At 61.9% G+C, this 15,254-nt stretch carries 15 protein-coding genes; 8 read left to right on the top strand and 7 right to left on the bottom strand.

Translation table 11 applies throughout. The features are described 5' to 3' along the window. Nucleotides 1-2: 2 nt before the first annotated feature. Genes HU715_RS06540 through HU715_RS06515 form a run of 6 tightly spaced genes read left to right on the top strand, consistent with a single transcriptional unit; the run spans nucleotide 3 to nucleotide 6,063 of the window. Nucleotides 3-2,927, top strand: coding sequence for a monovalent cation/H+ antiporter subunit A (locus tag HU715_RS06540; RefSeq protein WP_186707347.1), 2,925 nt, complete (start codon nucleotides 3-5; stop codon nucleotides 2,925-2,927). Next, complete coding sequence (locus tag HU715_RS06535) at nucleotides 2,927-3,271, top strand: Na+/H+ antiporter subunit C (RefSeq protein ID WP_003202835.1); 345 nt, start codon at nucleotides 2,927-2,929, stop codon at nucleotides 3,269-3,271. The genes HU715_RS06540 and HU715_RS06535 overlap by 1 nt, the downstream gene beginning before the upstream one ends. Further along, nucleotides 3,268-4,953 carry a monovalent cation/H+ antiporter subunit D gene (locus HU715_RS06530; protein ID WP_186707346.1) on the top strand — a complete coding sequence of 562 codons (1,686 nt, stop codon included), beginning with the start codon at nucleotides 3,268-3,270 and terminating at the stop codon, nucleotides 4,951-4,953. Before HU715_RS06535 ends, HU715_RS06530 begins: the two co-directional genes overlap by 4 nt. Beyond that, nucleotides 4,950-5,438: a Na+/H+ antiporter subunit E gene (locus tag HU715_RS06525; RefSeq protein WP_186707345.1), complete on the top strand. Its 489-nt coding sequence runs from the start codon at nucleotides 4,950-4,952 to the stop codon at nucleotides 5,436-5,438. Before HU715_RS06530 ends, HU715_RS06525 begins: the two co-directional genes overlap by 4 nt. Beyond that, nucleotides 5,435-5,713, top strand: a complete 279-nt coding sequence (locus tag HU715_RS06520) for a K+/H+ antiporter subunit F (RefSeq protein ID WP_018612749.1) — start codon at nucleotides 5,435-5,437, stop codon at nucleotides 5,711-5,713. Before HU715_RS06525 ends, HU715_RS06520 begins: the two co-directional genes overlap by 4 nt. After that, the gene (locus HU715_RS06515; RefSeq protein WP_186707344.1) at nucleotides 5,710-6,063 is read left to right on the top strand and encodes a Na+/H+ antiporter subunit G; all 354 of its coding nucleotides are present in this window, start codon (nucleotides 5,710-5,712) and stop codon (nucleotides 6,061-6,063) included. The genes HU715_RS06520 and HU715_RS06515 overlap by 4 nt, the downstream gene beginning before the upstream one ends. Before the next feature lie 180 nt (nucleotides 6,064-6,243). Here HU715_RS06515 and HU715_RS06510 read toward each other — a convergent pair whose 3' ends face one another. The 3 genes from HU715_RS06510 to HU715_RS06500 form a co-directional block, all read right to left on the bottom strand. After that, on the bottom strand, nucleotides 6,244-6,681 hold the full coding sequence (locus HU715_RS06510; protein WP_186707343.1) for a DUF3995 domain-containing protein: 438 nt from the start codon (nucleotides 6,679-6,681) through the stop codon (nucleotides 6,244-6,246). A gap of 134 nt (nucleotides 6,682-6,815) precedes the next feature. After that, a complete protein-coding gene (locus HU715_RS06505) occupies nucleotides 6,816-7,826 on the bottom strand; it encodes an ABC transporter substrate-binding protein (protein WP_186707342.1) in 1,011 nt (336 codons plus the stop codon). A 153-nt stretch (nucleotides 7,827-7,979) separates the two neighbouring features. Continuing rightward, entirely contained in the window at nucleotides 7,980-8,429 is a 450-nt protein-coding gene (locus tag HU715_RS06500; RefSeq protein WP_053122788.1) for a hypothetical protein, read from the bottom strand. A gap of 788 nt (nucleotides 8,430-9,217) precedes the next feature. On the opposite strand from HU715_RS06500, the gene HU715_RS06495 reads away from it, so the two are divergent. Together HU715_RS06495 and HU715_RS06490 are read left to right on the top strand one after the other, a co-directional pair. Then, nucleotides 9,218-9,448: a hypothetical protein gene (locus HU715_RS06495; protein ID WP_186707341.1), complete on the top strand. Its 231-nt coding sequence runs from the start codon at nucleotides 9,218-9,220 to the stop codon at nucleotides 9,446-9,448. 84 nt (nucleotides 9,449-9,532) lie between these two features. Continuing rightward, nucleotides 9,533-9,769, top strand: coding sequence for a DUF2789 family protein (locus tag HU715_RS06490; RefSeq protein ID WP_186707340.1), 237 nt, complete (start codon nucleotides 9,533-9,535; stop codon nucleotides 9,767-9,769). Between the two features lie 195 nt (nucleotides 9,770-9,964). Here HU715_RS06490 and HU715_RS06485 read toward each other — a convergent pair whose 3' ends face one another. The 4 genes from HU715_RS06485 to HU715_RS06470 form a co-directional block, all read right to left on the bottom strand. Next, nucleotides 9,965-11,296, bottom strand: a complete 1,332-nt coding sequence (locus HU715_RS06485; protein WP_217884307.1) for an IS110 family RNA-guided transposase — start codon at nucleotides 11,294-11,296, stop codon at nucleotides 9,965-9,967. Nucleotides 11,297-11,584: 288 nt separating this feature from the next. After that, nucleotides 11,585-13,189, bottom strand: coding sequence for a methyl-accepting chemotaxis protein (locus HU715_RS06480; protein WP_186710403.1), 1,605 nt, complete (start codon nucleotides 13,187-13,189; stop codon nucleotides 11,585-11,587). A gap of 177 nt (nucleotides 13,190-13,366) precedes the next feature. Continuing rightward, the gene (locus tag HU715_RS06475; protein ID WP_003202859.1) at nucleotides 13,367-13,771 is read right to left on the bottom strand and encodes a TraR/DksA family transcriptional regulator; all 405 of its coding nucleotides are present in this window, start codon (nucleotides 13,769-13,771) and stop codon (nucleotides 13,367-13,369) included. 327 nt (nucleotides 13,772-14,098) lie between these two features. Continuing rightward, on the bottom strand, nucleotides 14,099-15,121 hold the full coding sequence (locus tag HU715_RS06470; RefSeq protein WP_186710404.1) for an ABC transporter permease: 1,023 nt from the start codon (nucleotides 15,119-15,121) through the stop codon (nucleotides 14,099-14,101). Nucleotides 15,122-15,254 lie beyond the last annotated feature (133 nt).

Genomic DNA, 15,254 nt, shown 5'->3' with positions numbered 1-15,254 from the left:
CTATGTCACTGATAGTTCTATTGCTTTTGCCCTTCATCGGCAGCTGTGTCGCGGCGCTGCTGCCGCATAACGCCCGTAACGCCGAATCACTGCTGGCCGGCCTCGTCGCCCTGGCCGGCACGGTTCAGGTGGCCTTGCTGTACCCGCAGATCGCCGACGGTGGCGTGATCACTGAGCGCTACACCTGGCTGCCCAGCCTGGGCCTGGATTTCGTGCTGCGCCTGGACGGTTTTGCTTGGCTGTTTTCGTTGCTGGTGCTGGGCATCGGCACGCTGGTGTCGCTGTACGCCCGCTACTACATGTCGCCGGACGATCCAGTGCCACGCTTCTTTGCCTTTTTCCTGGCGTTCATGGGCGCCATGCTCGGGTTGGTGATCTCCGGCAACCTGATCCAGATGGTGTTTTTCTGGGAACTGACCAGCTTGTTTTCGTTCCTGCTGATCGGCTACTGGCATCACCGCGCCGACGCTCGACGCGGTGCCTACATGGCCTTGATGGTGACCGGCGCCGGCGGGCTTTGCCTGTTGGCCGGGGTGATGCTGCTCGGCCATGTGGTGGGCAGCTATGACCTGGACAAGGTCCTGGCCGCCGGCGACCTGATTCGCGACCACGCCCTCTATCCGATCCTGCTGCCGCTGATCCTGATCGGCGCCCTGAGCAAAAGCGCCCAGTTCCCTTTTCATTTCTGGCTCCCCCACGCCATGGCCGCCCCCACGCCGGTGTCGGCTTACTTGCACTCGGCGACCATGGTCAAGGCCGGGGTGTTCCTGCTGGCGCGGTTATGGCCGTCGCTGTCGGGCAGTGAAGAATGGTTCTACATCGTCAGCGGCGCGGGAGCCTGTACGTTGCTGCTGGGCGCCTACTGCGCGATGTTCCAGAATGACCTCAAGGGTCTTTTGGCCTACTCCACCATCAGCCACCTCGGGCTGATCACCCTGCTGCTGGGCCTGAACAGTCCGCTGGCGGCCGTGGCGGCGGTGTTCCATATCCTCAATCACGCCACGTTCAAGGCGTCGCTGTTCATGGCCGCCGGGATCATCGACCACGAAAGCGGCACCCGGGACATTCGCAAGCTCAGCGGCCTGGTGCGGCTGATTCCGTTCACCGCGACCCTGGCGATGGTGGCCAGCGCTGCGATGGCCGGGGTGCCGCTGCTCAATGGTTTCCTGTCCAAGGAAATGTTCTTCGCCGAGACCGTATTTATTTCCGCCACGGCCTGGGTCGAGCTGGCGCTGCCGATCATCGCCACCCTCGCCGGGACGTTCAGCGTCGCCTATTCCTTGCGCTTCACCGTGGACGTGTTCTTCGGTCCCACCGCCACCGACTTGCCCCTGACGCCCCATGAACCGCCACGCTGGATGCGCGCACCGGTTGAGCTGTTGGTGTTCACCTGCCTGCTGGTGGGGATTTTCCCCGCCCAGGTGGTGGGTTCGTTGCTGGCCGCCGCCGCGCTGCCCGTGGTGGGCGGTCCGCTGCCGGAGTACAGCCTGGCGATCTGGCATGGCCTGAACGCGCCGATGATCATGAGCCTTGTGGCAATGTCGGGGGGGATCGTCTTGTACCTGCTGCTGCGCAAACAGTTCAAGCAAGGCCACATCAACCGGCCGCCGTTGATCGGTCGCCTCAGCGGCAAGCGGCTGTTCGAGCGTTGCCTGGTGTTGATGATGCGCCAGGGCCGGCGACTGGAGCGCAGGATCAGCACCCGGCGCCTGCAAGCCCAACTGTTTTTCCTGGTGCTGGCGGCAGTATTGGCCGGGCTGATCCCGATGTTGCACAGCACGCTGGTCTGGGGCGACCGGCCGAAGATTCCCGGCTCCATCGTCTTCGTGACCCTGTGGCTGCTGGCGATCGCCTGCGCCCTGGGCGCGGCCTGGCAGGCCAAGTATCACCGGCTCGCGGCCCTGACCATGGTCAGCGTCTGCGGCCTGATGACCTGCGTGACCTTCGTCTGGTTCTCCGCCCCTGACCTGGCCTTGACGCAACTGGTGGTGGAGGTGGTCACCACGGTGCTGATCCTGCTGGGCCTGCGCTGGCTGCCACGGCGGATCGAGGACGTCTCGCCGCTGCCCAACAGCGAGCGGCGGGCGCGTATCCGGCGCGTGCGGGACTTGCTGCTGTCCATCGCCGTCGGCGGCGGCATGGCGCTGTTGTCCTATGCGATGCTCACGCGGCAGACGCCCAACGACATTTCGTCGTTCTACTTGAGCCGTGCCTTGCCCGAAGGCGGCGGCAGCAACGTGGTCAACGTGATGCTGGTGGATTTCCGGGGCTTCGACACCCTGGGGGAAATCACCGTGCTGGTGGCGGTGGCCCTGGCGGTGTTCGCCCTGTTGCGACGCTTCCGTCCACCGAAGGAAAGCATGCAGCTACCGGCGCAACAGCGCCTGTTGGCGCCGGACGTGGTCACCGACCTGGTCAACCCGCGCCATGCCAGCGATACCGCCCTGGGTTTCATGATGGTGCCGTCGGTGCTGGTGCGCCTGCTGCTGCCGATCGCCCTGGTGGTGTCGTTCTACCTGTTCATGCGCGGCCACAATCAACCCGGTGGCGGCTTCGTGGCCGGGCTGGTGATGTCCGTCGCGTTCATCCTCCAATACATGGTCGCCGGCACTCAGTGGGTCGAGGCGCAAATGAGCCTGCGACCGCTGCGCTGGATGGGCACCGGGCTGTTGTTCGCCACCGCCACCGGCCTGGGGGCGATGGCCGTGGGGTATCCGTTCCTGACCACCCACACCTGGCATTTCGAACTGCCGCTGCTGGGGGATATCCACCTGGCCAGCGCGCTGTTCTTCGATATCGGCGTGTACGCGGTGGTGGTCGGTTCCACCCTGTTGATCCTCACCGCCCTGGCGCACCAGTCGGTCCGGGCCCATAAACCGGGCCTGCAACCCAAACCCGTCGCCGCCGTCAAAGGAGCCACCGCCTGATGGAAGAAGTCATCGCAATCGCAATCGGCGTACTGGCCGCCTCGGGTGTCTGGCTGGTGTTGCGGCCACGGACCTTCCAGGTGGTCATGGGCCTGTGCCTGCTATCCTACGGCGTCAACCTGTTCATCTTCAGCATGGGCAGCCTGTTCATCGGCAAGGAGCCGATCATCAAGGACGGCGTGCCCCAGGATCTTCTGCACTACACCGACCCGCTGCCCCAGGCACTGGTGCTGACCGCCATCGTGATCAGCTTCGCCATGACCGCGCTGTTCCTGGTGGTGCTGTTGGCCTCCCGGGGGCTGACCGGTACCGACCACGTGGACGGTCGGGAGCCCAAGGAATGATGTTGACGCCTCATCTGATCGCCGCGCCCATCCTGCTGCCGCTGCTGACCGCCGCGTTGATGCTGATGCTGGGCGAGAAGCATCGCCCGCTCAAGGCCCGGATCAATCTGTTGTCCAGCCTGCTGGGCCTGGGCATCGCCGTGCTGTTGCTGCGCTGGACCCAGGACCAGGCCCTGCCCGCGTCCATTGGTGTGTACCTGCCGGGCAACTGGCAGGCGCCGTTCGGCATCGTCCTGGTGGTCGATCGCCTGTCGGCGCTGATGCTGGTCCTGACCGGCATCATCGGCGTCAGCGCCCTGCTCTTCGCCATGGCCCGCTGGGACCGCGCCGGCGCCAGTTTCCATGCGTTGTTCCAGATCCAGCTGATGGGCCTCTACGGCGCCTTCCTGACCGCGGATCTGTTCAACCTGTTCGTGTTCTTCGAAGTGCTGCTGGCGGCTTCCTATGGCTTGATGCTGCACGGTTCGGGCCGGGCGCGGGTGTCCTCGGGCCTGCATTACATTTCCATCAATCTGCTGGCCTCGTCGTTGTTCCTGATCGGCGCGGCGCTGATCTACGGCGTCACCGGCACGTTGAACATGGCCGACCTGGCCCTGAAGATCCCGCTGGTGCCGGAGGCCGACCGCGGCTTGTTGCACGCCGGCGCCGGCATCCTCGCGGTGGCGTTCCTGGCCAAGGCCGGCATGTGGCCACTGAACTTCTGGCTGGTGCCGGCCTACAGCGCCGCCAGCGCACCGGTGGCGGCGCTGTTTGCAATCATGACCAAGGTCGGCGTCTACACGATCCTGCGCCTGTGGACACTGCTGTTCTCCGGCCAGGCCGGCGCCTCGGCGTATTTCGGCGCCGACTGGCTGGTCTATGGCGGCATGGCGACCATCGTCTGCGCCGCCATCGCGATTCTGGCGGCCCAACGCCTGGAGCGCATGGCGAGCCTGAGCATCCTGGTTTCGGCGGGGATCCTGTTGTCGGCCATCGGCTTCGCCCAACCGAACCTGGTGGGCGCGGCGCTGTTCTACCTAGTGAGCTCAACCTTGGCGCTCTGCGCGCTGTTCTTGCTGGCGGAGCTGATCGAACGTTCGCGCTCGGCCAATGAACTGTCCCTGGACGACGACTTCGACACTTTGCCGCGGCCGTTGGAATCCTTGCAGCCGCCCAAGGGCATCAACCTCGATGACGAGCAGAAAGCCGTGGTCGGCCAAGTGATTCCCTGGACCATGGCCTTCCTCGGCTTGAGCTTTATCTTTTGTGCGCTGTTGATCATCGGCATGCCGCCGCTCTCGGGGTTCATCGGCAAGCTGAGCCTGCTGAGCGCCTTGCTCAATCCCCAAGGATTCGGCGCCAGTGCCGGGGCGCCGGTGTCGAACCAGGCGTGGGGCTTGTTGGCGCTGCTGATCCTGTCGGGGCTGGCCTCACTGATCGCCTTCTCGCGCCTGGGCATCCAACGCTTCTGGACACCTCAGGAACGCCCGTCACCGTTGCTGCGGCCGTTCGAATGCCTGCCGATCGTCGTACTGCTGGGCCTGGGCATCGCCCTGACCTTCAAGGCCGAGCCGTTGCTGCGCTATACCCAGTCGGCCGCCGACGCGCTGAACACTCCGGAACATTACGTGATGTCGGTACTCGCCACCCGCGCCGTGCCCAACCCCGAAGCCCGCGCCGCGTTGCGGGAGGTACAGCCATGAAGCGCCTGTTTCCCGCCCCGTGGTTGTCCCTGGCGTTATGGCTGCTGTGGTTGGTGCTGAACGTGTCCGTCAGCGCCGGCCATCTGCTGATGGGTGCTGCATTGGGGTTCCTGGCGCCGTTGCTGATGCGTCCGCTGCGCCCACGGCCCATCCGTATCCGCCGGCCGTGGGTGGTGTTGCGCCTGTTCCTGCTGGTGGGCCGCGACGTGCTGGTGTCCAACCTGGCGGTGGCCTGGGGGGTGCTGAACGCCGCCCGCCGCCCGCCTCGCTCGCGATTCATCAAGGTGCCGCTGGACCTGCGCGATGCCAACGGCCTGGCCGCGCTGTCGATGATCACCACGGTGGTTCCCGGGACCGTCTGGTCGGAACTGGCCCTGGATCGCAGCATCCTGTTGCTGCACGTGTTCGACCTGCCGGACGAGGCGTCATTCATCGCGCACTTCAAGGCCACCTACGAGCGCCCCTTGATGGAGATTTTCGAATGAGCCCGTTGCTGTCCAATGCGATCCTGTTGAGCCTGTTCCTGCTCTCCCTGGCGATGGTGTTGACCCTGTGGCGACTGTTCAAGGGCCCGTCGGCCCAGGATCGGGTACTGGCCCTGGACTACCTGTACATCGTGGCGATGCTGATGATGCTGGTGCTGGGCATCCGATATGCCAGTGACACCTATTTCGAGGCGGCGCTGCTGATCGCCCTGTTCGGCTTTGTCGGCTCGTTTGCCCTGGCCAAGTTCCTGTTGCGTGGCGAGGTGATCGAATGACCGGCGAACTGTCGATGTGGGTGGAAATCCCGGTGGCGATCCTGCTGGTACTCAGCAGCTTTTTCGCCCTGGCCGGGGCGATCGGCCTGGTGCGCTTGAAGGATTATTTCCAGCGCATGCACCCACCAGCCCTGGCCTCCACATTGGGCGCCTGGTGCGTGGCATTGGCCTCGATCATCTATTTTTCGGCGCTCAAGTCCGGGCCGGTGTTGCACGCCTGGCTGATCCCGATCCTGCTATCGATCACGGTACCGGTGACCACCCTGCTGCTGGCCCGGGCGGCACTGTTCCGCAAGCGCATGGCGGGGGATGATGTGCCGGCCGAAGTGAGCAGCCGCCGAACCGACTGACAGGTATCTCGAGCCGGTACAGCTTTTGTGGCGAGGGAGCTTGCTCCCGCTGGGGTGCGCAGCAGCCCTTGGACCTGTCACCTCGATGGGTCAGGCTGACTTGTGTTCAGCTTTTTAGGAGGGCTGCGCCCTCCAGCGGGAGCAAGCTCCCTCGCCACAACGGCGTTCGCCGTTAGAGGTTCAGGCCCACGCCACCGTCAACAACCCGGCCCCAAGCACCACGCACAACGGCGAATAGATCCAGGTGTCGAGCCTGGCGAAGGTCGAGCCCTTGACCTCCTTGAAGAAACCCACCAACTCCGACTCGCCAATGGCTCGGGCGAACATCAGCAAGGCAATCGCGCTGATCAGCCACTGCAACGCCCGATGGGTGACCGGCTGGGCGAGCAGGCCGACCCGCAGGCATACCAGCAGCGCAATCATCAGCAGCGCCAGGGCCACCAGCAACGTCAGCCAGCCCGAGGGGTCGAACGCCGGTCGCAACGCGTCCCCCTGCTTCACCGGCACCTGGGGCACCACCGCCAGGGCCGCCCACCGCCCGCCCAGGGCCCAATACAAATGAATCAAGCTGATGGTCGCAAACACTGCGACCAGCGACCGAGCCAATAAAAGCGTCATTCGCCAGCCTCCTCAAAAAGGTTGAACAATCATCCTAGCTCGAATTTGGCATTTCGCTGGACGGGCGCAGGTTGCCAGTTTTCAGCGAATGACGACTTGCCCAGGATCAACTGTTCAATTGACTGACGTACTCGCTACAGACCGGCGGACACCTTGTCGGCGACGTCCTTGGGCAGCCAGGCCTGCCAGACCTGTGGATGCGCCTTGAGGAACGCTTCGGCGGCTTCACGGGGTGGCGTGCGTTTCTCGCTCATGTCGGCCAGGGCCTTGTTCAACGGCTCGATGGGCAAGTCGACCTTGCTGAAGAACTCGGCAATGTCCGGGTATTGCTTCTGGAACGGTACGGAGACGCCAATCGACAGTTTCGAGGCCAGCGAGCGGGTCGGCTTCGGGTTGGGGTTGTCGGCGTCGGTCAGGGTTTTCCAGGCCTCGGCATCGAAAGGCGGCTCTTGCAACTGCACCAGCTTGAAGCGCCCGAGCAGCGGCGTGGGCGACCAGTAGTAAAACAGGATCGGCTTGCCCCGGCGGATCGTCGAGCTGATTTCCGCATCCAGCGCCGCCCCCGAGCCGCTGCGAAAATTCACGTAGCTGTCGGACAGGCCATAGGCCTTGAGCTTCTGCTTGTTGACCACCTCGGAGGTCCAACCGATGGGGCTGTTGAGAAAGCGGCCCTTGTCGGGGCTTTCCGGGTCCTTGAACACGTGCTTGTAGCGCGCCAGGTCCTCGACGCTGCGCAGGTCTGGCGCCAGGGGCTTGATGCCCTTGGCCGGGTCGCCCTTGATGACATACTCGGGCACCCACCAGCCTTCGGTCGCGCCTTTGACCGTATCGCCCAAGGCGACCACCTTGCCTTCGGACTCGGCCTTGACCCACACCGGGCTGCGGCCGGCCCACTCCTCGCCGATCACCTGGATATCGTTATTGGCCAGGGCGGTTTCCAGGGTGATGGTGGTGCCGGGCAAGGTGTCGGTCTGCAATCCATAGCCCTTTTCGACGATGACCCGCAGGATATCGGTGATCAGGCTGCCGCTTTCCCAGTTCAAGTCGGCAAAGTGGATCGGCGCTGTGGCGGCCGACGCCGGAAGGGGTGAAACCAACACAGCGAAGGTGGCCCAGGCAGCCAGCCACTGTCGAACTCGTCTCATGCTTTGCACCTCGTGCCAGATAACAGCAATTCCTGAACGGCCCTGCGTAACGAAACGCAAGCCCCTGAATAGTTCAGTCAATTGACTGTAGCCGAGGTTCCAGCGAGATCTTGCGAAACTGTCAGCGGTTTGGGTGCACAGGCGCCGAAACGGTCACTCACTGGCCTTGAAAGTGACCAGTTCGCCCTTGCGCCACTTGGCGGCCTTGGCGGTTACCGCTTTCAAGGTCTTGGTCAAGCCTTCCTGCAGCTGTTCATTGGCCGCGAACACGGTCACTACGCTGTGGCCTTCCTTGAACAGGATGGCCTGGCCACCGGGAGTCGTGACGAAGGCGTAATCGCCAAGGCCATAGACCGTCAGCTTGATTTCGCGAAAGCGGATTTCAAACTTGCCGCCTTCGCGACTGGGCAATACCGCCGCGCGAAAATGATCACCGACCTTGAGCTCCAGCCTGGGTTTGTCATCGACTACCAGGGCCGATTCGGTGTCGATTTCGGCAACATAAATACCTTCGGCGGTCTGCTCGGTGATGTAGACGAAACGTGACTGGAATTGTTTGACCAGTTTTGCCCGCAGGTCACCAAGTACAAATAACGCATGCATGTCGAGATTACTTACTGCCAAGGAAACATCCCCATCTTTGAAAAAGACCCGCCCCGCGCAAAGGACGGACCACGAGAACCCGTACCGACTGTAATGTCGTAATGGACCTGTCACTGAAATTCGAAATGAACGGCGCGCCCTGTCCCGGGCCGAGAGCAGACTAAAGGTTGCCGCTCTCGCCGTCTTTCCCGGGGAGTCGCCAGAGGCTGAAGGAAAACGCCACTCTGAGCATCGGAAAAGATGGGACTACTAACTTTAGGGAAATTTCTCACTTAAAAAAGCATTTTTCTGACATCGAGCCCAAAAAAAATTGCTTTAGATAGGCGCAACCGTCCACACGGCTCTGCCGATTCTAGAGCAGCTCAAGGCGTGGAGACTACTCGAAGTCGCCGGCAATTCGTCGGTAAATCATGAAAAGGAATTCATAATGATCGCTTTCCCTCCCCTGACCCACCCCTTCGCCCCATGCATCGCTGGAGCAGCCAACAGCTTTGACGGTGTCGATCGCCTGTCAATTTCGTTGATTCAACCGCGTTACCGGGTAGTCCTGGCCGGCAAGTGTTTTTTTCATATAGAAGAAACATCGACTGGACGTGTAAGAGGATTCCGAACCGACCATAACGAGGCCTGTCACCTGGCCAGGCGTCTCGAACAGAGCGCCTGAATGCCTTCGTCCATGACTTAACTCAGCCGCCGACGGGCAACTGCTGCCATACTGCCCGTCCAGCGAAGATCGTCGTCCAATGGCGGATCGCGCACCCATAATGATTTTGAGGAGCAGGCGCGACGTGACGGAATTTGATATTGGCGAATTTTTTATCCGGGGCGAGGCCAGGGAAGTCGAAGGCGAGTTCCAAGCGGTCATTGTAATGCGTGCCAAACCACCGTTGACCACTGTCACTTGCCACCAGGTGGAAAAGGATCGCTGGTTCAAGACTTCGCAAGTCGCCGCCGAGGCCGCCAGGGAAGCAGCCAGGGCGCTGAAGGCCGCCGTGGACGAAGGCGCCTTGAAAGCCTGATTCCAATCGAACTCCTGATAAGCGCTTGCCTCAGATAAAGGAAGCACCGACGCGCCATGACGGCGCCGACCAGAGGAGACTTCCATGGAACAGCCTTCCCACGACCTCAAGACCCTGTTCGACCAACTCGGCCTGCCCTCCGATGGCAAGGCCATTGACGATTTTATCGTGGCCCACCCACTGTCCCCGGAAATCAAGCTGGTGGAGGCTGATTTCTGGTCGGACCAGCAGAAAGAGCTGCTCCAGGAATGGCTGCTCGCAGACGGCGAAGAAGCGGTGCTGGTGGACCAGCTGAATGTGCGCCTGCACGACGGCAAGTAGCGGCAAGGCCCATTAATAGCATTCACCACCGCTCTTGTGGCGAGGGAGCTTGCTCCCGCTGGGCTGCGCAGCAGCCCTTGGACCTGCCGCCTCGGTGGGGCAGATTGATGGGGGTCAGCCTTTGGGACTGCTGCGCAGCCCAGCGGGAGCAAGCTCTCATCAAACAAAATCCATCCCCTTGTTCTCCAAAGCTTTTTAAGCCGCGACCAATCGAACACCCAGCTTTGTAGCCTTACGCTGTAAGGCTCTCAGCTGGCGATCACGGCTTTTGGCCTCGTATTCGTTCATATCCTGCGCCACGTAAGGTTGTCCCTTGGTCAGCATGGCGTAGATCAGGCGGGCCAGTTGGTGAGCCGTAGCCTTAATGGCGCAGGCCGTATCCATGCGAGCCAATCGGGCGCGGTGACTGGCACCGATAAAGCTTTTATCGGTGCGGGCGCTAGAGGCCGCCTGCTTCAACGCTTGTGCCGCCCGGTTAAATACCTTGGGGACATGACCGGGCAAGGGTTTTCCCCCCGATATTCGGGTTGAGGGCGCTACCCCCATCCAGGAGCTGAAATGTTGCTCAGTCGGAAAACGCGACAAATCAGGTCCGACTTCGCTCGCCAGAACCAAGGCGGATTCGATTCCGATGGTGGGAATCGCGGTCAGGTCCACGCCCATGATTCTCACAAGTGCCTGGTGCAAGCTGGCTTGTTCATCTGCCGAGCGATGCGGGCTACGCAGTGGCTTGGTGGGTTGCGTGGGCTCATGGTTCAGCACTGGAAGTCGATCAAGTGCCTGAGTGATGGTCCGATCACATTCGGCAATCTGCTTCTCAAGGAAATCATGAGCAGCCACCTCCTGAGCCAAAGCATGCAGATGCTCGACTCGCCAGTTACCGTGCAGGCTGCGGGCAATGGTTTGGTGATCGGCCTTGATACGGCCGTCTCGGAAGTTGGCCAAGACTTGAGGGTCACGCTCGCCATCGATGATGGCCTTGATGATTTTCATCCCTGTCACGCCAGCAATATTGCTGATGACATTGGCTAACTGAATGTTCATCTGCGTCAGGGCTTTTTGCATGCGGTTGATGGTCTTGGCTTGATCACGAACCTTCATGGCCCGCTGGCGAACCAATGATCGCATCGAGCAAATATCATCAGCGGGTCGGAAAGCACCTCTGAGTAAGCCATGGGTCATGAGTTGCCAGATCCACTGGCAATCCAGAACATCGGATTTACGTCCGCTTATCTGACGAGTTGCACGGGAATTGACCAGATACACCTCAAAGCCCCTTGAATCGAGAAGCTCGAACAGCGGTATCCAGTAAACGCCAGTGGCCTCCATCGCCACGACCTTGATTTTCAGCGATTCCAACCATTCGGCCAGGCTCACCAAATCCTCAGTGAAGGCCGGAAAACAGCGAACCGGCTTGTCGCTTTGATCGGGATTGACGCCAACCCAGTGCTCGCGGCTGCCGATATCGATACCGGCACAATGAGGGTGAATCACTTCAAATCGTTTCTGCTGCTTCTTGCGCGCCATGACAATTCCTCGCAGGATTGAATGGCGCGCGGGGAACACGGTGGCGAACGGATTCACTCTCTCATACGTGGTCACAGCTTGCTGTGCCTACAACGACTCCACGCCGATACCGTGCCGGCCACTCTCCCTCGCGGGTGCGGACACACCAGTGATAGCTACGGCCTCTTTCCCCGCGCGCACCCAATCTTAAGCCGAGCACTTGTTTGCTGCGCGACAGCGCAGCGTCGGCGACGCGGCGGGGACTCCCTCGCCACAAAAGCTTCCTTGCCACATCGATAGCATTGAAACCTAGCGCGGCTTCTCGGGTTTGTAGCCCAAGCGCAAGCCGCCCCAATGACGCCCCTTGAGCATGATTGGCACGGACAGGTCATGCATCAACTCCCCCGTGTCCCGGGTGTAGGTCTGCAACAGCACCGGTTGCTGGTGGCTGCCGCAGCGGATCCCGGTGCGATCGGAGAACTTGCGCTTGGTGCGGTTATTCAGCGTGTCCACCTGGGGATCGCCGGTCAGCGGCTGGCTGAAGACCTTATTGTGGGTCGGCACATAACCCTGCTGGGTGCAGGCAATCGCAAACACCAGGCCCTCGTGACGGGCCAGCAGCGGTTCCTGGATCGCTGGCAGGACCTGGTCGGTGTAGCGGTCGAAGCGGGTCTGGTATTTGGCCGGCTGGGTATTGGGGATCGGTTGATAGTTACGGTCGAACAAATCCTCGAGGCTGACACGGCCCTGGTCGATATCGGCCTCGAACTGCGCGGCGATCTGGCTTGCCCCTTCCCGCGCGAGGTCGTAGACCCGCTGGTGATAATCGTCGAGGCCCACCTCGGCCAGGCGTTCGCTGATGGTTTCGGCCTGGCCTTCCATCTGCACCGCCGCCTCGGCCAGGCGCTGGGTCTGCTGGTCGCTGATGGACAGGTCGCTGCGCATCTGCTCGATGGCGTGGAACAGGCTGTCGAGTTGTTCGCGATTGGTGTCAGTGCCCTGGGCAATGGCACCGACCTGGGTTTCAACCCCTTCTGCAAGGCGGGCGATGTTCTCCAGGTGCTGGCCGGTGTGCTCGACCTGCTGCACACCACTGTCCAGGTCGGCGGCCAGTTGGCGGATCTGCTCCACCACCTGGGCGGTGCGCTGCTGGATGTCGGCCACCATCACCCCGACTTCGCCGGTTGCCGCGGCGGTACGCCCGGCCAGGCCGCGAACTTCATCGGCCACCACCGCGAACCCACGGCCATGCTCACCGGCCCGGGCCGCCTCGATGGCCGCGTTCAGCGCCAGCAGGTTGGTCTGGCTGGCGATCGATTGGATCACCAGGCTGACCCGCTGGATTTCATCGCTGCGTACGCTCAGGGCTTCGATCAATTCCCGGCTGTCATTCGCCCGCTGGCTGAGCTGGTGCATGCGGCTGATGGACTCCACCAGTTCGCTGCGCCCGGCCACGCTGCTGCGATGGGCCTCGCTGGCGGCGCCCAGGGCTTGCTGACTGAGTTGTGAAGTGGCCTGTTCAGTGGCGATCATCGATTCGGCATTGCTGACGATCTGCGCCGCCGCATCGAGTTGGGACTGGACCTTGCCGGCCAGTTGCTTGACCGAATAGGCAACACCGGCGGCCGACAGGGCGTTATGGCTGGTGGTGTAGGACAAGTCGCGGGTCAACTCGGCCAGGGTGTCAGTGCTGGGTGCGGCTGCCGCGGCCACGCGTGAACGCAGGCGCGGCAACCAGACGATCAGCATCACCAGCGGCAGGCCCAAGTACAGCGACCAGCCGCCCAAGGCCATACCGCACAGCAGCAAGGCCAGGGCCAGGCTCTGCAAGGTCGGCGTCAGCCAGCGCGCCGCGCCTTTCGTTTCGGGTACCGAGGCCGGCACCGCACCCGCCAGCGTTCCGTCTGTCGCCATGTTCGTCACCCACATTCTCGTTGTTATGACCGCATTAAACGCCACTACCGAGCCATTATCCATGGTCCATTAGTCGTGTTCTTGCAGCAGGTCAACGGGAGTAGACGAACAGGTACCGGCGAAAGCAAAAGATCGCGGCCTTCGTCAAAAGGTCGCGATCTTTTTGAACAACGCGAATCAGGCCTGACGCTGGTGCTTGTCGATCTGTTCGTGACGTTCCTGGGCTTCGATGCAGTACTTGGTGGTCGGGCTGATCAGCAGGCGCTTGAGGCCGATCGGCTCGCCGCTGTCGTCGCACCAGCCGAAGCTGTCGTCGTTGATGCGGTCCAGGGCCTGCTCCAGTTGAGGCAGCATGCGCTGGTCGCGATCGATGGCGTTGACCAGCCAGGTACGCTCTTCTTCTACGGAAGCAGCGTCCGCCGGGTCGGCCGGGGTGTCCAGGCTCTCAATGGCGATTCGGTTCTGTTCGATGCGCTCGTGGGTTTCGACTTTCATGTTCTGCAACAGCTTGGTGAAGAAAGCCAGCTGCTCGGCATTCATGTAGTCATCCGCCGGCATGGCCAGCAACTTTTCCTTTGTCATTGATTTCTCTATAAAAAAACGTGCATTAAGGCGAATTATGGAGCGTCCCGCAGCGCAGCTGCCACGCTCATCGGGAAAGGCGCCGTCTATTGCAAGCGCCACCCGGCACTCAATTTACGAGGGGCGGCAGTCTAAGGCCGAGTCGAGGCCTCAGCAACTGAAAACATAGGGAAAATGTCCGACAACCCCCTCAAATGTTCTCTGACAGGCTTTTAGCAGTCATCGGAGTGCGTTTATAACAAGAAATTCGGTGCAATTGCTGTATTAAGAAGACAAATGGCAACGCCACGCGGGTCAGGCGTGGCGCTTTGTCGCAACTTTTGCGGATCAGCGCTTGAGTTTGCGCTTGTTGCGGTACTGGTCGATGACCACCGCCACCACAATGATCAAGCCCTTGATGATGTCCTGGATGTAGGCATCGACCCCGACGAAGGTAAAACCGCTGGCCATCACCCCGAGGATCAGCGCCCCGATCACCGTCCCGGTGATGCGCCCCACCCCACCCGCCAGGCTGGTGCCGCCGATCACCGCCGCCGCAATCGCGTCCAGCTCATAGGACATGCCCATGCCCGCCTGGCCGGTCGCCGCCCGCGCCGAGGCCACCACGCCAGCCAACCCCGCGAGCAACCCGGCAATGCTGTAGACGATCACCAAGTGGCGCTTGACGTTGATGCCCGATGTGCGCGCCGCCTGCATGTTGCCGCCAATGGCGTAGGTGTACTTGCCGTACTTGGTGTAGCGCAGGGCAATGTGGAAGATCACCGCCACCACCAGGAAGATGATCACCGGCATCGCGCCATGGCCAATGGCGGTATAGGAATCGGACAGCATGCTCACCGGCTGGCCTTCGGTGTAGTAGCGTGCCAGGCCACGGGCCGAGACCATCATGCCGAGGGTGGCGATGAACGGCGGGATGCCGGTAATGGCGATGATGCTGCCATTGATCGCCCCGGCCAGCAGCCCGACCCCAAGCCCCGCCACCACGGGTATCCACACCGGCAAGTCCGTCAGCGAGGGAAACACCGCCCGGGCGAAGTCCGAGGTCTGGGCCAGGCTGGCGGCGATCATCGCCGACAGCGCCAGCACCGAGCCGGACGACAGGTCGATGCCGGTGGTAATGATCACCTGGGTCACGCCGATGGCCAGCAGGCCGATGATCGACACTTGCAGGATCATCAGCACCAGGCGCTGGGAGTTCATCAGGAAACTCTGGTCACGCATGATCCAGCCGAACATTTCGAACACCAGGCCGATGCCGATCAGCACCAGGAAGATGCTCAGTTCCGTCGGCAACCGCCGCCGGGTCCTGTTCGGTGCTGCCGCGGGTTTGTTTTCCAGTATCGCGTTCATAGCCAATCACCTTTTTTGATCCGTGGCCAGGGAACTTGCTCCGCTGGGCCGTATTGCGAGCCGACACAGGGCCGCTTCGCGCCCCAGCGGGAGCAAGCTCCCTCGCCACATTTTTGCTCGACTTTATTTACCT

This window comes from Pseudomonas zanjanensis (assembly GCF_014268745.2).
Classification (GTDB): Bacteria; Pseudomonadota; Gammaproteobacteria; order Pseudomonadales; family Pseudomonadaceae; genus Aquipseudomonas; species Aquipseudomonas zanjanensis.
This window is presented reverse-complemented; position numbering and strand designations above follow the sequence as displayed.